Below are 23165 nucleotides of genomic sequence, written 5' to 3' on the forward strand. Positions count from 1 at the left end.
GCTGCTAATTTTTAAGTGGCGTATTTAGCGTAACATAATCGTCATTAACATTATTGCCGCTTACCGCTATCATGTATAAACGGTAACTGTTGTTGTTTGGCGGTATATTAACATACACAATGGCACCTTCGCCAACCTTGTTCATGTTTGTAGCGGTACCAAGGGCATCAATTTTAACCAGGTACCATTCAAAACGCAGGTCGGTTTTTAAATAGGCGGCAATATTCCATTTATTATAAGCGTATACCAATGCGCTATAAGGCAATGATGCGCCCGCATTGGTTGTTAAAGCAGGTTTCAAAATCCTTACAGGCGGCAAATTATTAACAGGTTCGGTACCATGCCAGGTTGTGCTTATTTGATGAACATAGGGTTTATTACGGCCCCATACATCTTTTAAACCATCAAAAGTGGTAATTGAGCCACTTTGCTGATCCTGCCAGCTGGCATAAAAAATGCCTCCCTGCGGCCATATAACATCTTTTAAACTTTTTGGATTGGCATTGCTAATAAAGTATGGGGCGCCAATATCGGCGGTAACATATTTTAACGATCTCTTATCGTCTATAATAAGTCCAAAGGCATCTATAGCCGGTATTTGCGCGTGCAGTAAATTTACAGTTGCGGCCAATGCCGGTACCGATAACACATCAAAAGTTACGGGCCTGGCCGGATCGGCAAGTTTTATGCTGGTAACCAATTGCTTTAACCACTTAATATAGCGGTATTGCGCATAATATAATTGGGGTGCGCGGTAAAACCGGTTTAATTGCTGATAGCTGCTATTGCTCAAATTCCAGGCGGTAATGCTGGCGTTATCTTTATTTTTGTTTACCGTTTTTAAAATAAGCCTGGCTATATCATTTAAATTATTGGTATCATCAATAAAGTTTTGGGCATCGGGAATCCAAAAACCGTAATGAATTTTAAGCCCCCGCTGCGCGGCGGCATCAAAAGTTGAATGGTCATAAATATTGGGGCCATATATTTTTACGGTGTTTACACCGGCCTTACGCATCTCCGTAAAATCGTCAATAATTATTTTTTTTGTGAGCGGCGATATGTTTTTATACCAAAAGTGCCCTTTGGTATAAATGACACCCCTAACATCCGTAAAAAAATGCGGGTTTAGCAGCATGTTTTTAACTTCGGCAAGCTTGTCCTTTTCAGTGTTAGCGCTATCAGCAGGTAACAGGGCCGGCCTGGCAACCGGCGCATATAATTTGTTTTGATTAACAATTTGCCATAACCCTGCAGTATCTGTGGTGCTATTTTTTATAATGGAGTTTTCGCCGTTGTGCAAAACTCCGTAGCCGGTCCCGCCATTATCTGCAGCATTGTCTGTATTTTCGTTTGAAACATAAATGCTTATGCAAATAACAAGTACTGTGAGTATCAGGCTAACTTTTCTTACCCCGGTATAAACTTTCCTTCTTAGTAACCAAAAATATTTTTTGCCTGTTTTTAGGTTACTTGCTATGTTGAACATGGTGCTATGGTTGCCCAAATACATTTGCAGCTTGAGCTCAGAACTGGCTATAAGCATAAATACCATAAACATGCAATTAAGCAGTGCAATTGCCGACATAAAAAAGGTAAACGGGCTCCAGTCGGTATAAAGGCCATAAGCGATAGCCGCCAATGAAACTACCAGCACCATGATATTGGGCAGGTTGTTTTTCAAATTTTTCTCGTCCTTAACATCCTTCGGGGTAGGAATATACGGCACATTTTTACGGATGATGGTATAAACAAACCCCAATATAAAAATCCACCAGGTTCCAATAAGTAAAAGCCCGCCAACTGCATGAAATCCCCTTTCGTTATCCTCCATTACCCATTCCTGCACAAAGTGCCGTATTAAAACAACCGAAGTAATAAACGGGACGCTGATAACCAAAAAATCCGAAAAATCAATTTTTAACGGGTATACGTTCATAAACAACGATAATACCGGGATTAAAAAATTGATTAAAAAAATAAAGCCCGATAAATAGAAAAGCGGCAACAACCCGTAATGGATTTTTTGCCGCCAGGTAAATTTTGTAAACAGCTTAACGTAGGAAGTAACCAAAAGCTCGAACACCCCGCGCGACCATTTTATTTGCTGTTTGTAATAGGCTGATAATGTAGCCGGCACCAGGCCACGGGCCAGCACCTGTGGCACGTAAACAGATTTCCATTGTTTGGCGTGTAGCTGCATAGCGGTATGCATATCTTCGGCCAGTCCGGCAGCATGCCCGCCAATTGACTCCAGCGCGGTACGTCTGAAGGTACAGTTGGCGCCAATTGCCTGTACGGTACCATAGCTGTTCATACACATCATCATGGGGCCGTAAAAATGGTAGGTTTGTTGAGCCGCGCCCTTTGATATCCAGCCAATATGTTGGTTGTAATATGCCTGCACTACCTGCACATAACCTATTTCCGGATTATCGAAATGCGATACGATGGGATCAAGGAATTCCGGGAAAGGTACGTGATCAGGGTCGAGCACCAGGCACAACTCGCCTGACGATTGCGCCAAAGCATTGTTGATATTACCTGCTTTGGCATTTGTTTTTTTTACACGGGTAACATGGTGCACCCCCAGTTGCTCACAAACCTCCTTCAGGTACGGATCGTTGGCTTCATCGCATAAATAGGTTTCATGGGGATAAGTTATATTTTGGATAGCAGTAAGGGTTTCCAAAATCATTTCATAAGGTTCGCCCGCGCAAAATGTTGTGAAAATATCTACCGTATATTGCCTGGTTATGGGTGGTGTATTCGGCACGCTGATAGCCCAATAGTGGTACCATTCATAAATTACTTTAAAAAAGGTGTAAACAAAAGTTACAATAAGCAGCCAGTAAAGTGGCTTATAACCAATAACTGATGTCTGGAGTAAGCTATACATGAAAAAAAACATGCAGGCCAGCCCTATCATTATCATTAGCCTTAAATTAAGCAGCTGCTTTTTTGAAGGCGGTTTTATATTACTACTATTCATGGATTATTCAGCACGTAAAAAGGCGTATTAGCAGTTGCAAAATAACCGTTATTATTATAAACGTACACGTATAAACGGTACGGCCCCTCATTAACAGGCGTTTTAAACTTTACCATCCGGCCGGTATTTTCAATAAATGAGCCTTTGATATCTTTGGGCGGTTTTTCGCTAAAAATACCATTTGGCTTAAACCAATCTTCGGCAAGCAGTTGCCATTTATACGTTAGTTTAGCGGTATCCGTTCCATTCATATAAACTTTGGCATAACCTATGGCTTCGGGGGCCAACAAAATATTATCGCGCCCGCCTTTATCGTTCAACAGCATATATTTTACATCCGGCGCCTTAGCGGGCGGCTTTTTACCCGTCCATAAGTATTGCATGGTATTAACTATTTCGGTTTGGGCCCCGTGCTCATCAAAAAAGCTGAACCAGGTTGGCGTAAGCTCCTGTTTTTGCCCCCAGTAAAAAACCATCGAACCTAAAAACCTTGGGTTATCTGCCGGCATATAATCACGGTAAGTGGCTAAATATTGCTCGGCTTTTTTTGTGCTGCTATCTTCAACGTAAGCGCCCCATGCATTTTGCTTGGCGGCTACCCATGGCCCTTCAATAGACCATTCGGCTACTAAAAACGGACCGCTCCAAAGCCAGTTATATTTTTGCAGGTCCCGCTTTAAGGTTTGTATGGAGCCAAAAATATTGAAGGAAATAAAATCAATATTTGTACGATACCTTATATTAAAGATATTTTGTTTTTGAAAGGTCATAACCGTTGTGGTAACCGGGTGCTGCGGATCATTCTGGTGAATAACATCAACCAGCTTGTTAAAAACGGTATAAAACCTGTTAAACCGGGGCCTCAAGGGGAATGTAAGCTCGTTACCCAGGCACCAGCACAAAAGCGCCGGATGGTTTTTATATTTATTAATTACAGCAGTAATCTGTTTGGTAAAAACAGTGGCCTGTGGAGTATTGTAAAACTCATCCATCTTTAAGCTTGGCGGCATGGGCAAACCCACTATTACCGCTAAATTGTTGGCCTGTGCCGAATCTAAAATATTGGCCAGGTGCACGGTATCCCAAACCCTTATGGTATTGCCGCCCGCTTCTTTTAAACGTTTAAGATTAGTATAACCAGCCGCCCCTTTTACCAAAAAAGGCTCGCCATTGCGGTATAAGGTATATTTACCATTTTCATTTTTAATGTAAACTGTTTTACCGGCATTATTAACAGGTTGCGTGTTATTACAGGCAAAGGAAAAAAAGCATGATACTAAAATTAAATAAGTGACTACTAATCTGAAAGAGTAAAATTTCATAAATTTTAGGCCAATACGCTTAAAAATGGAGTTTTGGTTGGTGATTAAGGTTGATTGCAGACGTTATATTTTTGAAACTAAACATACAGCTTTTTACGGGATTTAAACGTTTTATGTTGTGATCGGGTTTTAGCTGCGCCAATGGTTTTAAAAATTCAATAGCGGCCGGTTCAATACCACAATCTGTTTTTTAATTAAACAGGTTGCTACAAAACACTTACGCCAAAATAAATCAACCGGTTTTCATCTTAAATAGCTTAATTTTAAACATGATTTTCGTACTTAACAAAACCAATACTATTGCCAACCAGTTTTTGGCCGAACTACGCGATGCCGAAATACAGCAGGACAAAGCCCGCTTTAGGCGTAACCAGGAAAAACTGGGCGAAATTTTGGCTTATGAGCTGAGCAAAACCCTGCATTACCAACCTAAGGAGGTGCAAACCCCTTTAGGCATAGCCAACATCAGTACCCCTGCCGACCAGCCCGTGTTGGGTGTCATCCTGAGGGCCGGGCTGCCATTTCACCAGGGCTTTATGCATTATTTCGATCAGTCGGAGTCGGCATTTATAACCGCCTATCGTAAGGTAAAAAGAGGAGGCTCGTTCCTGATCCAGGTAGACCACATTTCGACCCCGAACCTGGACGATAAAATCCTGATCCTGTGCGATACCATGCTGGCTACAGGCCAAAGCCTGGTATCTGTTTGTAAGGAGCTGATGGCACAATACAACATTAAAGAGCTGCACATTGCCGCCGTAATTGCCAGCACTGTGGGCATAGCGCATGTACGTGCCAACCTGCCTAAAGCCAAACTATGGGTGTGTGCTATTGACGAGGAAATGACCAGCAAGGCGTATATAGTACCCGGCCTGGGAGATGCCGGGGACCTGGCATTTGGCGAGAAAGTGTAGGGGGATTTCGGGGCTGCAATTTTCGATACCAGCCCGCAAGTTTAATTATTACTTTGCATAACTCAGCATCCATTGAATGCCGAATTTATCAGTAAGCATACCAAAAAACGCTCCCCAAAACTGGTGTTCCACCGGCAATTTTTATTTCGACTTAGAACTTAAGACTTTGGGCTAATACTGGCTTACCTTAATTATGACAATCGGGATTATTGTTTAGCCAAACCAGGTTAATATCCCCATCAAAATAAACTTAATTTTGATTTTGGCCGACGCCCTTAATAACCAATTATAGCAAGTTAAACAGGCCTGGGAAACATTTTATTTTATTACCTGACAACCAATGGAAACTCACGACGATAATTTTTCAAGGCGCAACTGGTTAAAAACAGTTACAAAAGCATCCGCAGGCGTCGGCATGGTTGCCGCCGCGCCTTCATTTTTACATGCACAGCCTGCAAACATTCAAAAAGCCGATCCGCTGTTGGGCGCCCGCGTTTACAATATTATTGATTATGGCGCCAAAGGCGATGGTGTAACACTTAATACCAAAGCGCTGCAGGCAGCCATTGATGCCTGTAATAAAGACCAGGGCGGCACGGTGCTGGTGCCGGCCGGGGTATTTGTTATTGGCACAGTTGAGCTGAAAAGCAATGTAACCCTGCATATTGCCCAGCAAGGCAAATTATTGGGCAGCGCCGACGGTAAACAATACTATGCCGCCCAGGCCATCCCACTCAGCGGCGATACCACATTAAATGATGGCAATGTAGGCCTGTTATTTGCCGTAAAGGCCGAAAACATCCGCGTTGAAGGCCCCGGTACTATTGACGGGCAGGGTGCGCAGTTCCGCAGCCCTACAAAAGGTGCGCCATCGCCGGCCGGCCGAAGCGGCAATAACCGCCCCTATCACTTGCTTTTTTACCAATGCCTAAACCTTATCGTTAATGATATATATCTGAAAGACTGCGCCTACCATTCTGTACGTATTATTCAAAGCAGTTATGTAAAGCTCGATGGCATCCACATCCGTGGCCGGGTAATCCATAATAACGATGGTTTCCATTTCATCAGCTGTCAATACGTTCATATGGTTAACTGCGATGTGCAATCGCAAGATGATGCCTGCGCGCTGTTTGGCAGTTGCAGGTTTATTACTATTACCAATTGCACATTTAGCACGCGCTGGTCAGTTTTTCGCTTTGGCGGCGGGGTTGCCGAAAATATTACCATCTCCAATTGCATCATTTTAGAAGCTTACGGCTGCCCTATAAAAATGCGTTGCGAACGCCACTCGCGGATGGAAAACATTTCATTCTCCAACCTGGTGATGTATAAGGTAACAGGCCCTATATCAATCGGAATGGGCTCGGTAGATGATCCGGGTACTGCCCGTAATATATCCTTCAATGGTATTCATGCCAATGTGGTTGTCCCGGTGCAGCTTGCTGATGCCGAATTTACCAGCAATTATCATCCCGGCGAAATTAAATCATGTATAGCCATTAACGGTGCCGATGGCTTTTTGCTCGAAAACATCAGCTTTAACGATGTTCATATCACCTTTGCGGGAGGGGGCACAGCAGCAGATGCGGCCATACGCGATGTGCCTAAAAACGCGGGCGAATATTATGCCGACGACGTTTTCCCGGCTTATGGTTTATATGCCCGTTATGCTAAAGGCCTTACACTAAATAACGTAAGGTTTGAAGTTGCCACGCCCGAATTACGGCCTGCCCTTGTTTTTGACCAGGTAACAGATGCAGCGATAAATGGCCTCAGCGCACAGGGTAATAAAGATGCCGAATCGGTACTGCGAATGATTAACGCGCAGGATGTTTTACTAACCGCAACGCGTGTACTTAGCCCGGCAGCCGTTTTTATGCGGGTTGAAGGCGCCGCCTGCAGCAATATTAAAATAGACGGGGGCGATATTTCAAAAGCCGGCAGCCCCTTATCGTTCGCGGCCGGGGCTACCAAAAATGCTGTAAAATTGCGCGATTAACTTTTTTAATGTGTTTCGTCACCGGTTGCGTTGAAAACTAACTTATGCCTTTTACATATTGGTTTAGTTTTTCTATATTTTGCTTTAATCCTTCGTCGGCCTTAAAGGTTTTTACCACCTGTATAAATTGTTCGTGTGTTTCAAACAGCATATGCCAGCTCAGGTTTGTTTGGTCGCTCTTTGCCTCAAATTCAATAGTGGCAACAAACTTAGGGCTGCTCACATGCTCATACACTATTTTTTTAAGCGGGATAACCTCTTTGAATATGCTTTTGTTTTTATAATCGGTTCCGTCGGGGCCATGCATTACCAGGTCCCACTCGCCTCCGGGTTCAACATCCATTTTACTAATGGTGTTGGTAAAACCATTTGGGCCCCACCATTTGGCAATATGATCTGGCTGTGTCCATACTTCCCATACCAGCTCAACGGGGGCATCTAATGTCCGGGTTAAGCGTAATTCGCGGTCGGCAGTGTTACTTTTTGTGTTTTCCATTTCGTTCATTTTTTAATTGTACTACATATTTTTCAAGGTTATCTAATTTGCTTTCCCAGTGCTGCCGGTACTGATCTACCCATACCGATACCTCGCCCAGCTTATCAAGCCGGGCTTCGCAAAACCTGTCGCGCCCATGCTGCTTCACATCAATAAGGCCGCAATCGGCCAGGATCTGGATATGCAGCGATATGGCCTGGCGTGTAACATCGAAGTTTGCGGCTATAGTGTTCACATTATGCGGCTGCGTAGCAATCATGTTAATTATCGCTCTTCGGGTGGGGTCGGCAATGGCCTGGTAAACGTCTCGTCTGGTTTTCATGATTTGCAAGTACTTACTTGCAAATACAAGCGCAAGCGTTTACTTGCGCAAATTGTTTTTGAATTAGATTTGAGATGTCAGATATTATATTTGAGACCCCTCGAACAGCGGAAATCTACGGGCAGCGACCTGAAAACACATGCCATTACTAACTGTGCATAACCACCACGCAAATCATTTTTGACCTTTGAATTTTAACTTTTGACTTAATAATGGCGTACGCCGCCGGTAGAAGCGGCGCCAGGCTTTCTGTTCATACTGCACAGGCATTAGCCACATTGGCCGGTATCCACGCCAATCCTTTACGCGAGCTGCTGGTATACAAAAACACCCGGATGAGGTTAAACATCCGGGTGTTGCATATTCATTACTTAGCATGGCGTTTACCTATCAGCGGGCCACAAGGCTGGAGCGGCAGCGACAAAACGCTTGCGGTAGCTGGGGTTTATCTATCAGCGGGCCACAAGGCTGGAGGCTTGCGGCAGCGACGGACAAACGCTTGCGGTAGCTGGGTGGTAGCGATAAAGCTGCTTTTGATAAGCAAACATTAAAGCTTATCGATGAGATCGAAGAACTCGAACCTTCCGTTAAAGACAAACTTATTTTTCTGGCTAATGCCATTATCAGGGATGCCAAAACAGGTAAGGCTTATGCCCATTAAATAACAAAGCCCGGCATCGGCCAGGCTCTGTTTATTCTACAGCTTTATATTATCCAGCAAGCACCCTGCCTTGCATGAGTACCACAGGCCTGGAGGCCTTCGGTATCGTTCAAAAAGCCCTGGCGGCAGCTGGGAGAAGTCTAACCTAAATTTAATTTGACTTTTATATTATCAATATTATCAATTACAGAAGTATTTAGAATATTAACTCTTCTCTCCAGTAGATCCGCCATTTCTAACGTCGGATTTGCATCAAATGGATAACAATTTTCTAATGATTGGTTGTTTTTAACATGTTGTACCCAGTCTGATGCCAATTCAGTATAAGATTTTAATACTTCCCTTGTAGTATCATCCTCATGAACGTTTAAGTACATCATTGGTAAGTCGCCTGCTATTACCCATAAATAAGCGTTCTTACTACTAGCGCTATTATCAATTTTGAAAAGATATAAACCGAGTTTTGAACCAAGATTAGTATAAAGTGCAACATCTACTATCTTTCTACACCAGTCAAATCCTGTTAAAAATGAACTAGCTCGATTATAAACCGATATCATCTCGGAATAGTATTTTACTTTGGGACTGAAATCCTTATAATTTATTGGATATCTCATTAATGATCTTTTTTATTAGTGCCTCTTCTTTTTGCCCATTCTCTAAAATCACCATTATTTTTATGGTGGGCCGTATGGTCTTGTGCCGCTTTCGGTTCTATATTGGGATAACCGTCATACCCGCCATTAGCAAGTGGCTCCGTATGGTGAGCAACTTGCTTTTTATTGGGGTTATTTGGCTCTGTGGGCCATGCTTTACCTTCTCCTTTTTCCCATTCCTTAATAAGCCGCTCGGTTGATTTTTTTCTTGGGGTGCCGCTTCCTGCCGTTCCTCCCTTGTCTTCCCCATTTCCAGTTACTATATTGATTATAGCATTTTTGATTGTTAAACCACCATGAGTAACAACTGCGGCTCCAATTGCAGAGACCGATAACGATAAGCCACCTGTCTCGGGTGCGGCGGCAACACCTGCTGCTGTCATAGAAGCTCCTCCAGAGACCTCTTCTCCACCAGCAAACATTGCTGCGACATGCCCGATTTTTCGCCCTAAATTATAAGCTGCGGGGCTCAAATGATGGGACATAGGAGCATTGGTACTTGTCACATCTGAAGCAAAAGCGTTCACAGCTCCGCCCACGATATCATTGGCCGTATTTAGAACATCACTCAAACTGGGCCACATTCCGTCAGGATCGGTAAAACGCATCGGATCATCAAAAGCATAACCGTATGGGGTTTCACGCCTGCCTTTCTCCGCCAGCGGGTCTACACTCGTCCACCTTGCAATCACCGGATCATAGAACCTTGCACCGTAATCGTAAAGCCCCGTCTCGTCCTGCAACTCCTTGTGATTGTAAAGATAATGATTTGGGGAGCTTGGCAAAGAGCCTATCAAACTTTGTATGGCATAACCGAAAGCGTAATAATCATTCCGTTGCGAGTTTAGTGGGGTAAGCTGGCTTACGGAATCTGCGGGAGCCCAGGTGGTGGTCAGCCTGGTGTTGCCCAGATGGTCCTTCAGGTCGTACTCATACTTGTAAACCGAGCCACTTTTCCTCGCCCGTCCTTCCTCCGTTTGGATAAAGGAAATCTTGGGATATGTCCCCAAATACTCGTACTGGATGCCGTTTACATACTCGGTAACCGTGGTCGTGGTGCCCATGGTCGACAGCTTCCTTAGTTTCCTGCCGGTGGCATCGTAGATATAGGCAACGGATACGCCGGACCTGACCGCCGTCTGCGGCAGGTTGAGCATGTTGTACGCCTGGGTAAGCCCCTTGCTCAGGTCGGTAAGCTGGTTGCCGTTCCCGTCGTAGGTGTATTCCCCCGGCTGGCTCGCGCCGTTGGCAAAGCCTGCGGAAGTGCCCAGTTCGTCAATCCGGTCGATCCTGTTGCCGCTCACGTAGCTATACGTCAGGCTGTCTATGGCGGTACGCGTGCCGTTTAACTTGTCATACCGGTTCAGCTTCGTGATGTTGCCCATCACATCGTAGGCCACGTTCTCGTTGTAATAATTGTCGCTGGTTGTCGTAGTGGTGCTTGCCGCATTGGTCAGCCTGTTCAGCTTGTCGTAGCTGTAGTTATAAACCAATGCCGGGTAGCTGATGCCCGACAAGGCCGTCGTCTTTACCGCAGTGCTGCCGATGTTGCCGTTGTATTGAGGCGTGGCCGCGTTGTCGTACTTCAGCTCCATGCCAAACTGGTCGTTGGTATCGGTGTTGGTAATCCCGCCATCGGCGCTTAGGGCGGGATTGTTGATGTTCGTGAGCCATCCCCGCGCATTGTACCTGTAGTCCACATTCTGTAAAAAGTTGGACGTTCCGTTGATGGCATGCAGGCTTTTTTTAGTCAGCTGGCCAATTTCGTTATAGCTGGCCAGCGATACGCGCATTGCGCCCTGGATGGCATTGAGACTGTCCTGCAGCTGGCTGGCACCCGACCTGCGCCTGCCCATATGGTCGTAGGAATAAGCTTCCGACGATAAGAGTTTCTGGATCCTGGCAGTTTTGGCGGTGTTGGTGATATAGTGCAGCCGGTAATTGGATGTCACCTGCTTTACGAAGTTGTACCCGGTTGTCATATCGTCGTAATTGTACTGGCTTAGTGCCGACGAGCCGCCCACGTAATGCTGTGTAAACGTGCGGATCACCTGCCCGTCCTCGTCGTAATAAGGCACGCTCCACAGGTAGTCGCCCGCGGTGTTGAGTACCAGCGTTTTGGTAGCGGTAATCAGCCCCGTTGTCCTTTTGCTATATAAGGTATTGCTTAGCTGATTGTACATTGATGGCAGTAGGGGGATATTGGCATAGGTATCGTAATAGGTTATATTCAGGGTTGTGGTATACGTTCCGGGCCAGGCAACAGAGGTATATCCCGTACTACCAGTGGCTTGCCGCGCTTCCCAGTATTTTGTGGCCGTGTCGGCCAATGCCTGCACCGATACGTGGTTATCGGTACCTGAACTACCGTTCTGCCATATGCCTGTTATCACCGGCCTGCCCATGGCATCGTATTTGGTAATCGTCCACTCCTGGGTTGCCTTCATCCGCTGCACCGAATCCTGCGTGGCTACAGGCTGGTCGAGTTTATTGTAGATTATAAACTCCCAGCCCTTTCCCGGCACTTTCTTTTGGGTCAGCCGGTTCCGGCTGTCGTAGCGGTACTGGTAAGCTTTGGTGTCTATCGTTGCCTGTGATATTGCAGCTGTCGAGTCTGGCTTGGTTCCCGGCGGTAGCACGAAGCACAAGTTGCCCAGGTTATCGTATACATAATAAGTGCTCAGCATCTCGGCCACAGTACCCTTTTTATTGTAGGTGCGCTTGAGCACCACATGCCCTTCCTTGTCCTTGTATTCTTCGCTGGTGCCAAAGCAGCCGTCGCTGTTTTTCCAGTTCTCGTCCTTAATGATGGTTACCATGAGCTGGTTGGCGCTGTAGGTGGCCGTATTCCCCGTCCTGCCCAGGCTTCGGCTCCAGTTGGCATTGGCATTAATAGTAGCCGTATATAAAGCCGCCTTCCTGCTGCCCAGGTTGGCCGATGAAACATCCCCGGTGTTGAAACTGCTGCTTTGCTCATTGTTGCTAATGTTGATGCGCTGGGCATGATCATTAGCCGGCGTTGCAGACACCTGCCAGGCCGCGCCGGGCGCCCCCTGCTCGGTCACCCGGTTCAGCGGCGAAGCCTCGAACACGGTGGTGGCATAGGGGTATTGCGTCAAAACAATGCCGTTGGTTTGTTTGCCTTCCGTTGAGGCGCCCGTAGGGTTGTAAAACTTGGCTACGCCGGACGTGCCGCTAAGCGCGTCGGGGCGGTAGCTGCCGTAACTGGTTGAGGTGTTCACGTATGGCAGGTATTTTACCGCCTCTCTGCCGTACTGGTCATAGGTTAGGGGCTGGATAATATCCTTGCCCGAGGGCGAGGCCTGCTGCTGCACCGTCTGAATCGGGCGGCCCAGGCCGTCTACATATTGAATGGTGGTCATCACCGAGTCCTTTACCGGCGTCAGCTGGTCAAGCCGGGCATTGGTGGTGATGCCGGTGCGCGGCACGCGGGTACGCACATAGTTTTGCGTCGCCGTTTGGCCGTTCGCGGCATTGATGAGAAAAAATGCCCCAGCTATCAGCAGTAGGCTTTTATATATTCTGTTTGGCAATTCCATTTGTTCGTTTGAATAAGTGTTTAAGGTTATAGCATGATGGAATTATTATATTTCAGGATTGACAGCTATGTATCCCGTGCCGGGCTGCACCGTTACCTGCGTAGCCGGCGTATAGCAAATCTGCTTGTCGGCGGCGCCGAAGCATCCCGATATGATGATCGATCCAGTGGTGGCCTGGTTGCTGCCAGCAGCTATCGTGATCGTGGCATTGGTGGTCGTTACCACCGGGTTCGGCGTGCGGCCATCAGCATAGCTTGCGTTGGTTACGTAACTGTAATTGATGGTAAGGGCAACCGGGGCATTTACCAAAACAGTACAGTTGGCATCGCTGTACGTATTGAACTTCAAGGTATGGTAGGTCAGCCCGTTGCTCACGCTCGTGCTGCCTGTTGTCTGCTGCACGTAAACCGTTGCTGGTATTTGACAGGTCGAGGTATTGATGCCGTTGCTCACCCATCGGGTCTGATTGTAGGTGGCACTGAGCGGGTTGGTGTCTGTTTCCTGGCGCTCCTGCTCTCCGGTGGTCGAACCTGCTTTGCATCGCCTGCCGGTATTGTCAACCCAAACCGCCGCCTCGGATGCGTAGTTGTAATCATAATTCTTCAGGATCCTGCCGTTTTGGTCTTTTACGTTCAACAGGCGCTGGAAACCGTCGTACTCGTAGTTCGTGGTCATGTTCTTGTTGTCGGTGCTGCTGGTCATGCCCACGAGCGGCAGGTAGGTATAGGAAGTCATTTGCGCATCGGACGGGTGGAGCCTCGCATCGTCGAACCATACCTTGGTTCCTCCGTTCAGCGCGCCGTTGTTGTCAACCCTTAGGGTTATCTGCGTTACGTCTGCGGGCACAAGGTAGTCCTTCTCTATGTACGTCCACTTCCCGGTTACCGAGGTGGTGACATAGTCGGCGTAAGTTGTATAACCCGTTTCCCCGGCACGTTTCATGAGCAGGTACAGGTCGGCGGTAGGCCCGTTGCTGTATACCCAGGCCGAATAATGGTATTTTTTTGCTGCCGTTTGCGAAATGGTGAGCCAGCTGCTGTTTTTGCTCGTGACTTCGGTAGTGCTGGTATTGTCTATCCTGCCTGAAGAAAGCCCGGTGCGCTTGAAGGCGGTGTCATAAGCTGTCAATTGGTTGTCCCAGGTTCCCTTTTCCTCAAAGCTACTGAACATGATCTCGTTGCCCTTCGCATTTGTGGCCACGGCTATGGGGTACTGGCTGTTATACCCCCAGGTGTAGGCCATCGGCGGGGCGTTCACCTTTTGCTGCTCCAGGATGTTGCCGTAGATATCGTAACTGTTGAATTTCGTGGGTGTCTCTATCGGGGCTGCCAGTACCTGCTCGTCCACGGTTTGCGGCAGCAGGAGGTTGCTGTTGCCAAACCAGTCGTTGTAGTTGATATTGGCCAGGGCCAGCTGTGTTCCGCTCTTGAGCTGTTGGAACTTCACGGTTGGCGAAACGATGTTGCGGGTGAGCATCTTCTGGTACACGTTGGTGCCGGAAGCCAGGTCGTGCGGATACTTGATGACGTTGGTCAGCGTCTCGTTCCGGCTGTTGAAGGTTTCCGTCTTCGTCGGAAAGACGTGCGTCAGGTCGTCGTAGTAGTTGTTCCTCATCGTCACGAATTTGTTGCCCGAATCGTCAAAGGTGGTATCCGATTCGGATTGCAGCAACATAACCCCTGTATAAGTAGGAACCCGGCCTATGAAGAAATGCGTGTGAGAACTGCCACCAGGGGAGTTTGGAGGGCCGTATCTTGTGTTCGGATTGTTATTGGCCCCGCTGATAACTTCACAACCTCCCTGCATGATATACGTCGGTTTTATTTTAAGCCCCAATAAAGTGTCGCGGCGATAAATCGAATAGTTGAAGTTCTTTATGCTCACCGGACTATAGCCCGATCCGCTCGATTTATAGATGCTCTCGCTGGCCATGAAACCGTTCTTCCAGGAATTGTTGATCAGCCAGATGCCGATAGACCCGTAATCCGTAGAAGGAAGGCCTGCCTGGTCGTCATAGATCGGATACCCGAAAACGCTCTTTCCGCTGGGGTTGCCGTTGGCGTCCACGTCGTACTTGGTTACACCGTTATATAAAACCGGGCTGCCGCTACACTGGGTGGCGGGATAGACGCTTTTGGCGTGGTAAACCACGTCGATGTCTCCCATTGACTCGGCACATGCTACCGCGATCCCATAGGCATATCCCATTGAATAAAACAGGTAGTCGTAGTTGACCGCCAGGTAAGAGGAACTGGTGAGCAGTTTTCCCACCCCGTCGCCGTTATACTGGTAGTTTTCCTTGTTGATGAAGTTACCGTTATTGTCATAGTTGGTGATCGAGCTGACCCGCAGTCCGCCCCCGCACCTTATAATGGTTCCGGTAACCGGCACGCTCCACGACACCGTGCACGTCGCCTGCACCCTTGAGTCGGTGCTGTAAATGTTGGTGGTTATCACGTATGTATGGCCTGTAGTCAGCGTGATTGCAATGTTGCTGACACTGTAGGACTGGCTGGGGTTACTAACGTTGTTGACCAGGAAAACGGTCTGCCCAGTCGTCTGGTCGACCATCTTGACCTCCGGGTAGCTGGTTACGCCAGGATAGTTATACGCTGACAATGTTGCACTGTAGCGGAACGCGGTTTGGTTCGCGGTGACTGTGAAGGTCGTGCTGTTAGTTGCCTGGACGCTACCATAGGCGTCACAATAGACAGACTGCAACTGGGTCGTCTGGTAATCCAAAGGGTAACGGTGTGGCTCGAATGCAAAAACGCTCCTGCCTTTCGTAGGGTATTTGATCGACTGTAGCATACAGGCCTGTACAAATGTGTTGGTAGAGTCTGCATCCATATTTGCTTCGCCGATTAATCGGTATGCGCCCTGCCACAATACAGTCTGCTGGGGCATTAGTGAAGGATTGTCATAGTGCCCGTTGTTGAACCCCCAGATATCCTGCCCGAAGGACTCGTTCGGTGCGATGGGTGTATTGTTGTAGGTCATGCTGTATTTCTGGGGTGGTAAAGTGGAGTTGACCGGAAAGAAGGTCACAGAATCCAGCCGCAGCCTGTAGTTGCGGTAATCGGGCGTTTTTCCCGAAACCGGGTTACTATAAAAGTATGACTGGTTCAGCTTGGTGTCCTTAATCAGCTGGTAAGCCCCGTTGAGCCGGGAGTACACCTTCACGCTATCGAGGCGCAGTTCCGTGCTCCTGTCGGTACGGTCCTGCATGTTTTTTAACATTACTTTTCCTCCGCGCCAGTCGATCTGATTGAGAAAGAGCGATGCGTGGGACATCTGGGACATGGAATAATTCTCTCCCGTTGCATCCGTTGTCTGGGTTGGAGCCTCCGAATTCCCGGCCAGTTTATTGCCAAGAGTATACGTATAACTGAAGCTCCGTTCTATCGTTCCGCTATTCGCCGTGTATTTGAAATAAACCGTGTCAGCCAGTGACGGATCTATTATCTTGGAAACCTTCCATGTTGTTGCATACGGCACAGCCGCGGAAGCGGTAATCATGGTAGTTGCTTCCTGCTGATCGTAAATGTATATAAACCCTTTCTGGTCCGTTATCTTGAAGTTGTTACCGGACAGTTTCTCTATTTTGTTATTAGTTACCGGAATCTGCATGATCGTTCCGTTCGGCCTGTAGATGAATTTTCCGCTGCTGCCATTCAAAGAGTAGGAAAATACGTCGGGTTCGGTATCTGCCTGATTATCCCTCACGTTGTACATAAACTGGGCGTATCGAAAGTTCGCATCGAAACTATAATTAACGCCTGAATAATAATTAAACAGCGAATCCAGCGGCACGGCAGACAGGTAACCGCCATTGCCTTCGTCAGGCAGGCCCACCATGCTCCGGGTTATCTCGGGAATACCGCTCAAGGCCCAGCTGGTGCCGACACTCGATGCGAGTTCGTCAACCCGTACGCCGCCCCCGTGATAATCGAGCGACAAAGGGAGTTTGATTGCCCCTGCGGCGATTTCATACAGTGGAATTGTCACCGAGGGAATTCCGGTAACATAGCTGACTGGGACATTGCCGAACTTCCCAAGACTTGCAGAATTGGGGGAAACGGTGCTTACCTGCACCAAACTGCGGAATTCCGGGGCGGTTTGGGCACTTGCTTTTAGCAACGGCATTAATGCCATGATTGCGAGAAGGATCTTCTTCATTTTGAATAGTAGGTATGTGCGCTATTTCAAGCGCTTAATTATATAGCAGATAAAGGATTATTAATTGGAATGAAGAAGCGTACAATGCACTACCGATCCGTTCAAACTGATGTTCATCCCGATGGAATCGGCGTAAACGGTTCCGTCGTGGTACACGTCAAGCCCGTTCACGGTAACCTTGAAGTGCAGCCCGGCGGTATCCAGCCTGCCCTGGTCAATCGGAAACTCGCCAAGCGGGCTTGCAGCCGTACCTGCAACAGAATCGCCGATGAGCATAAAATTATAGGTTAAAGGGTAGGCGGTGCTATCGGCCTGCCGAAGGGCGCCGGTCCATTTGCCGCTTAAGTTACTTGCGGCAACAAAGCACAATGCAAGGCAGCCGGATAATACGGTGGTGATAAGGATTCCTGGTTTCATTCAGTTAAAGGGGTATCAATAATTTGTGGTTAAATTAATAGGATCAGAATTATTTCACAATAGGTGTTTTCACCGGGAGGCACCCCGTTAAAACACGGGGTGGCAGGGGCGTTTGGCAGCTCGGGTTAACTTTGTTGACAGCCAGCGCCGTTTTCGGGCTTTCGGAAAATGAATAGCGAAATTAAATGCTAACCCGTAAATCCCTGAACCTCGCCCCGAACCAAACCGGGACAGTATAAATTTACAGTGCGTGGTCGAAAATAGTGGCAACACAACCTAAGCAGCTTATTATCAGATTGATAAAACCCACCGTTAGCGCAATCCGGCATGTTTAATTTAATCCTGGGGTTTTTATTTACCCGCCGCCCGCGTTAAGGATTGGCGTGAAAAGCCCGGAGCATGCCTGGCCTGTGCGGGCAATGGCCTGTGAGGACTTGGAACAGAAAGCCTGACCGCCGCTTCTACCAGCGGGGGTAACGCCATTCTCCCGTTCATTGGTTCATTAGTTCATTGGTGAAAAGTTCATTACCGACAAGACGGTTATTGAATTGGCAAAGCTGAAAACAACGCTTTACTTGCCAGCTCTATCCCGCCATCCCGCCAATGAACTAATGAACCAATTAATTTGGGTATATGTAGTTAACTACGTAGATCTGTACATAAATTAATTACTATGAATACTTCCCCACTTGCTGCCGCAAGGTTTTTTCGCTGCCGCAAGGTCCAGCCTTGTGCGCCCACATGCTAAGTTTAGGCCATGCCTTTAGGAAAATCAACAATGTTTGTTGTTAAACTTAATGCTCTTGTATTACGCTTTTGCTCCGCTTAAAAATACAAAATCCCGAATGAAACGTGCACCCGGGGATTTGCATATTCATTACTTTGCATGGCATAGCAGGCCAATCAATAATTGCTTAGCTCAGGATTTTAAATTATCTCAGCCTAAAACCAGGACATAAGCTAAACAGATTATTTCTTATAGTTGTTCATAAAGGTCTCTATTTGCAAAACATCATCTGCTGTAAGGTTCACCCGGCGGCCTTCCCATTCCCATTTTTTTTGCTCGCCCTGGTATAGAATTAAATACCCCAAATAAGCTTTCTCAAAATCCTGGTCATGTTTAATAACAAGTGCTGGAAGACTTTGTTCCCGATGCTTTCTGAGCAAAGACTTTTTTTCTTCATCCATATAATAGTCCAGCAAATCTTCTTTTATTAAATCCTCATAAACATAAGCTTTAAAAGGAGGATTTAATGATGGCATTTCTTTGGCCTGCATTAAAACAGGGCTTATAAACAAGTACCGCTCCCTGCCATTCGAATTTATAGTAAAGTCAATTAAATTAACCATTGGGACTTAATATTCTATTTGACAAGATACGTTTTTACCGGATAAAAAGGGACGTTTTCAGCCCGTGGCAGGCACAATTTATTTGTGCTCTACTATAAAATAAAATTCAATTTGGCTATATGTAGTCAACTACGTATATTTGTACATAAATTAATTAATATGAACACTTCGCTTGAAATTACCCCGCTTGATAATGCTTACTGTGAGCAGATTATTGATATTATACTGCCCATACAGCAAATTGAATTTAACGTACCCGTAACGCTGGAAGGTCAGCCCGACCTGCTTGATATTGAATCGAACTATCACCAAACCGGCGGCAACTTCTGGGGCGCCAAATATGATGGGCAGCTGGTGGGCACTATAGCCCTTATTGCCATTGATGGTAACGCGGGAGCATTGCGCAAAATGTTTGTCCGTAAAGATTACCGCGGCAAGGAATTGGGCATCGCACAGCGCTTGCTTGATGAGCTGATAGCTTATTGCAAACAAAACCAGATAACTGCCATATACCTGGGCACGGTTGATATGCTGAAGGCCGCCCATCGTTTTTACGAAAAAAATGGCTTTACGCAACTGGCCAAACAGGATTTGCCGCCATCGTTCCCGCTGATGGGCGCCGATAATATTTTTTATGAGTTACATTTGAATAATTAACCAACGGCAGATGAACGTAATTGATGAATCGGGCATTTTGGCCATCAGCACCCGGCTGCAGCGCCTGGCCGATACGCTGCGCAAGGATGGGGTGCTGATTTACAAAGCCAACAATATTGATTTTGAACCCAAATGGTTCCCGGTGATATATACCCTGCATTTTAAACCCGTGCTAAGCGTGGTGGAACTGGCAAACGAAATTGGGTATACCCACCCCTCCACCATCAGCCTGTTAAAAGAGCTGGAGAAAGAAAAACTTATCCGCTCAAAAAAAGACAAGGCCGACGAGCGCAAACGATTGATCCAGCTCACCGCCAAAGGCCAGGAACTGGTAGACCGTATGCGCCCTGTTTGGGAAATTATAAAAGCCGCCGCAACCGAACTTACCGATACCCAAAACAACCTCATGAAAGCCATAGCCGAGGTAGAAGAGCAAATAGCCAGGCAGAGCTTTTACGCCCGGGCGCTACGGCTAAAGGAGGAAAAGCAACAATTGGGATGATCGTATTACATAAATCCGGCCGAACATAAACCGGGCGTGCCTGTTGTAAGTAGAGATAAAAAGATGATGATCAACCACTGTTGACATACTGTTGTCATTATTGATGGCTTATTTTGATCTGTAAACCCCATTGCGGGATTATTTGTATTTTTACATTACACATGGATTTTAATTTAACTTCCCAATACTTCCCCACCGGTGATCAGCCTGAGGCCATCAGGCAACTGGTTGAGGGCGTAAACAACGGCGATCCGTTCCAGACACTTTTGGGTGTTACCGGGTCGGGCAAAACCTTTACGGTGGCCAATGTTATCCAGCAAACACAAAAGCCTACGCTGATACTGAGCCATAATAAAACCCTTGCAGCCCAGCTTTATGGCGAGTTTAAGCAGTTTTTTCCGGAGAACGCTGTTAACTACTTTGTATCCTATTACGACTATTACCAGCCCGAGGCATTTATACCTACCACTAACACCTACATTGAGAAGGACTTACAGATAAACGAGGAGATTGAAAAGCTGCGGCTGCGCACTACGTCGGCCTTGATGTCGGGTCGCAGGGATGTTATTGTGGTATCCTCAATATCGTGCATTTACGGCATGGGTAACCCGGAGGATTTCGCCCAATCTGTATTCAAGTTTGCCGTAGGCACCCGCATTAGCCGGAATGCTTTTTTACACCGGCTGGTAGAGATCTTGTACGCCCGCACCACTGCCGATTTTAAGCGCGGCACTTTTAGGGTTAAGGGTGATACGGTTGATATTTTCCCGGCCTATATGGATCATGCTTACCGCATCTCTTTTTTTGGCGATGATATTGAGGAACTTACAACCTTCGATGTAAGCACCGGCAAAACCATCGAAAAAATGACCCATATGGTGGTTTACCCGGCCAACCTGTATGTGGCACCGCGCGAACGCTTTGTGCAATCCATCTGGGCCATACAGGAAGAACTGGAAACCCGCAAAAAGCAATTCATAAACGATGGCCGTTTCCTGGAAGCCAAACGCCTGGAAGAACGGGTTAATTACGACCTGGAAATGATCCGCGAACTGGGCTACTGCTCGGGTATTGAAAACTACTCCCGCTTTTTTGATGGCAGGCTGCCCGGTGCACGCCCATTCTGCTTATTGGACTATTTTCCTGATGATTACCTGATGGTTATAGATGAAAGCCACGTTACGGTACCCCAGATCAGGGCGATGTATGGTGGCGACAGGTCGCGCAAAATGTCGTTGGTTGACTATGGCTTTAGGCTGCCGGCTGCCCTGGATAACCGCCCATTAAACTTCCAGGAGTTTGAGAAGCTGGCGCCGCAAACGGTTTATGTAAGCGCAACACCCGGTGATTTTGAGTTGGAAAAATCGGAAGGGGTAGTGGTACAACAAGTTATACGCCCTACGGGACTATTAGACCCTATTATAGAAATCCGCCCGGTAATAAACCAGGTGGATGACTTACTGGATGAGGTTGATCGCACCATAAAAATGGGCGATCGCATCCTGGTAACTACCCTCACCAAACGTATGGCCGAGGAACTGGCCAAATATATGGACCGGCTGGGTATTAAATGCCGTTACATTCACTCCGAAGTAAAAACCCTGCAAAGGGTGGAGATTTTGAGGGGATTGCGCCTTGGTGAGTTTGATGTACTGATAGGGATTAACTTATTACGTGAGGGATTGGATTTGCCGGAAGTATCGCTTGTAGCTATCCTGGATGCTGACAAGGAGGGCTTTTTACGGTCGGAACGTTCATTGATCCAAACCATTGGCCGCGCCGCCCGTAATGATCGTGGCCGGGTTATCATGTATGCCGATAAGATAACTGATTCGATGCAGATAACGATGGATGAGACCAACCGCCGCCGCGAAATTCAGATCGCTTATAACACAGCACATGGCATTACACCAACCACGGTAGGCAAATCCCGCGAAGAAATTATGGAGCAAACATCGGTTGTCGACTTTAAAGGCGGGGTACAAAAGGCTTATGTAGAAGCTGATATGGCAACGTTAGCGGCCGACCCTATTGTTCAGTATATGACCAAACCTGATCTGAAAAAATCAATCGACAACACCAAAAAAGAAATGCTTGCCGCAGCCAAAAACATGGACTTTTTGTTAGCTGCCAAATTGCGTGATGAGATGTTTGCTTTGGAAAAAATGATGGAGGAGAAGTTTTGATTTGAAAATTTGAGGATTTGAAGATTTGAAAATGAGAAGGAACAATATCTTCAAATTTTCAAATCGCCGAATCTTCAAATTGAATTGTTATTTTTGATTAAAGTTTAAGTTATGCAGCTATCTGATCTTGATCTTACTAAAAGTTATTCGTACGCCGATTACCTTCAATGGACGTTTGAGGACAGGCTTGAATTGATTAAAGGTAAGATTTTTAAAATGACGCCCGCCCCGGCCCCCCTCCATCAACGCATATCATGGCGTTTATCAGGAGAACTATATAGTTACCTTAAAAATAAGTCGTGCCAGGCATACGCGGCACCTTTTGATGTCAGACTCCCCCGTAAAGGTGAGAATGAGGACAAAAAAATATTTACCGTTGTGCAACCAGATATATGTATCATATGCAATCCGCTACAAGTTGACGGACGTGGCTGTACGGGCGCCCCCGATATTGTTATTGAAATCCTTTCTCCCGGAAATAATCAAAAAGAGCTACGTAATAAGTATGAAGTATATGAAGAAGCCGCTGTTAAAGAGTATTGGATAGTATCCCCTCAGGATAAAACTTTTTTGAAATATACGCTAATAAACAGTGCCTATCAGCCATCAAAATTAATGACGATAGGCGATATCATTACAACTGAAATACTCCCGGGATTTGAATTAAGCCTTGAAATAGTTTTTGCAGATAATTAATTAGTAGATGTGCAGATTTCAAATGTGCAGATCAATGCCGTTTACTTAAGGATTAAAGTTGTTTATAATTCATGGATGGTGGTTTTTTCCGTCCTTTTTTTCTTGGCACCTTTCTTCCTGGTCTGACAATTTCTGTAGTTCGGGATAGGACATTATCAAAAGCGGTCAGGGCTTTTCGTATCAACTTTCCTTTGAGAAAGTTAATAGCCATATCACGCACTAACGCTACTGCATTTACACGATTGATCTGATG

Annotated in this window: 17 protein-coding genes; 7 read left to right on the forward strand and 10 right to left on the reverse strand. The window is 46.6% G+C overall.

Features of this window, described 5'->3' with window-relative positions; genetic code table 11:
• Window positions 1–4 precede the first annotated feature (4 nt).
• Together AC1DXF_RS04465 and AC1DXF_RS04470 are read right to left on the reverse strand one after the other, a co-directional pair.
• On the reverse strand, window positions 5–2935 hold the full coding sequence (locus AC1DXF_RS04465) for a glycosyltransferase family 2 protein (protein WP_477446540.1): 2931 nt from the start codon (window positions 2933–2935) through the stop codon (window positions 5–7).
• Between the two features lie 53 nt (window positions 2936–2988).
• On the reverse strand, window positions 2989–4314 hold the full coding sequence (locus AC1DXF_RS04470; protein ID WP_477446542.1) for a glycoside hydrolase family 2 TIM barrel-domain containing protein: 1326 nt from the start codon (window positions 4312–4314) through the stop codon (window positions 2989–2991).
• Window positions 4315–4583: 269 nt separating this feature from the next.
• Here AC1DXF_RS04470 and upp point away from each other — a divergent pair, with 269 nt between their 5' ends.
• Together upp and AC1DXF_RS04480 are read left to right on the forward strand one after the other, a co-directional pair.
• A complete protein-coding gene (gene upp, locus AC1DXF_RS04475; RefSeq protein ID WP_477446544.1) occupies window positions 4584–5228 on the forward strand; it encodes a uracil phosphoribosyltransferase in 645 nt (214 codons plus the stop codon).
• A gap of 340 nt (window positions 5229–5568) precedes the next feature.
• Complete coding sequence (locus AC1DXF_RS04480; protein ID WP_477446546.1) at window positions 5569–7230, forward strand: glycoside hydrolase family 28 protein; 1662 nt, start codon at window positions 5569–5571, stop codon at window positions 7228–7230.
• 37 nt (window positions 7231–7267) lie between these two features.
• Here AC1DXF_RS04480 and AC1DXF_RS04485 read toward each other — a convergent pair whose 3' ends face one another.
• Together AC1DXF_RS04485 and AC1DXF_RS04490 are read right to left on the reverse strand one after the other, a co-directional pair.
• Complete coding sequence (locus AC1DXF_RS04485) at window positions 7268–7726, reverse strand: SRPBCC family protein (protein WP_477446548.1); 459 nt, start codon at window positions 7724–7726, stop codon at window positions 7268–7270.
• Window positions 7707–8048, reverse strand: coding sequence for an ArsR/SmtB family transcription factor (locus tag AC1DXF_RS04490; RefSeq protein ID WP_477446550.1), 342 nt, complete (start codon window positions 8046–8048; stop codon window positions 7707–7709). The genes AC1DXF_RS04485 and AC1DXF_RS04490 overlap by 20 nt, the downstream gene beginning before the upstream one ends.
• Before the next feature lie 212 nt (window positions 8049–8260).
• Here AC1DXF_RS04490 and AC1DXF_RS04495 point away from each other — a divergent pair, with 212 nt between their 5' ends.
• On the forward strand, window positions 8261–8599 hold the full coding sequence (locus AC1DXF_RS04495) for a hypothetical protein (protein ID WP_477446552.1): 339 nt from the start codon (window positions 8261–8263) through the stop codon (window positions 8597–8599).
• Between the two features lie 250 nt (window positions 8600–8849).
• On the opposite strand, the gene AC1DXF_RS04500 is transcribed toward AC1DXF_RS04495, so the two are convergent.
• From AC1DXF_RS04500 to AC1DXF_RS04520, 5 genes are all read right to left on the reverse strand, one after another.
• Window positions 8850–9326: a DUF4826 family protein gene (locus AC1DXF_RS04500; RefSeq protein WP_477446554.1), complete on the reverse strand. Its 477-nt coding sequence runs from the start codon at window positions 9324–9326 to the stop codon at window positions 8850–8852.
• Window positions 9326–12925, reverse strand: coding sequence for a DUF6443 domain-containing protein (locus AC1DXF_RS04505; protein ID WP_477446556.1), 3600 nt, complete (start codon window positions 12923–12925; stop codon window positions 9326–9328). Before AC1DXF_RS04505 ends, AC1DXF_RS04500 begins: the two co-directional genes overlap by 1 nt.
• A gap of 45 nt (window positions 12926–12970) precedes the next feature.
• Window positions 12971–17104: a carbohydrate binding domain-containing protein gene (locus AC1DXF_RS04510; RefSeq protein WP_477446558.1), complete on the reverse strand. Its 4134-nt coding sequence runs from the start codon at window positions 17102–17104 to the stop codon at window positions 12971–12973.
• Between the two features lie 60 nt (window positions 17105–17164).
• Entirely contained in the window at window positions 17165–17521 is a 357-nt protein-coding gene (locus AC1DXF_RS04515) for a hypothetical protein (protein WP_477446560.1), read from the reverse strand.
• Window positions 17522–18490: 969 nt separating this feature from the next.
• Window positions 18491–18799: a hypothetical protein gene (locus AC1DXF_RS04520; RefSeq protein WP_477446562.1), complete on the reverse strand. Its 309-nt coding sequence runs from the start codon at window positions 18797–18799 to the stop codon at window positions 18491–18493.
• A gap of 231 nt (window positions 18800–19030) precedes the next feature.
• On the opposite strand from AC1DXF_RS04520, the gene AC1DXF_RS04525 reads away from it, so the two are divergent.
• From AC1DXF_RS04525 to AC1DXF_RS04540, 4 genes are all read left to right on the forward strand, one after another.
• Window positions 19031–19528 (forward strand): GNAT family N-acetyltransferase, encoded by a 498-nt coding sequence (locus AC1DXF_RS04525; RefSeq protein WP_477446564.1) that lies wholly within the window; start codon window positions 19031–19033, stop codon window positions 19526–19528.
• A 10-nt stretch (window positions 19529–19538) separates the two neighbouring features.
• Entirely contained in the window at window positions 19539–20030 is a 492-nt protein-coding gene (locus AC1DXF_RS04530; protein WP_477446566.1) for a MarR family winged helix-turn-helix transcriptional regulator, read from the forward strand.
• Window positions 20031–20191: 161 nt separating this feature from the next.
• Complete coding sequence (gene uvrB / locus AC1DXF_RS04535; RefSeq protein WP_477389135.1) at window positions 20192–22216, forward strand: excinuclease ABC subunit UvrB; 2025 nt, start codon at window positions 20192–20194, stop codon at window positions 22214–22216.
• Between the two features lie 111 nt (window positions 22217–22327).
• Window positions 22328–22912: a Uma2 family endonuclease gene (locus AC1DXF_RS04540; protein ID WP_477446568.1), complete on the forward strand. Its 585-nt coding sequence runs from the start codon at window positions 22328–22330 to the stop codon at window positions 22910–22912.
• 52 nt (window positions 22913–22964) lie between these two features.
• Here the strand turns inward: AC1DXF_RS04540 and AC1DXF_RS04545 are convergent.
• On the reverse strand, window positions 22965–23165 hold a 201-nt coding region (locus AC1DXF_RS04545), incomplete at its 5' end, for a hypothetical protein (protein ID WP_477446570.1).

The sequence above is a fragment of the Mucilaginibacter sp. P2_A5 genome, from assembly GCF_056404995.1.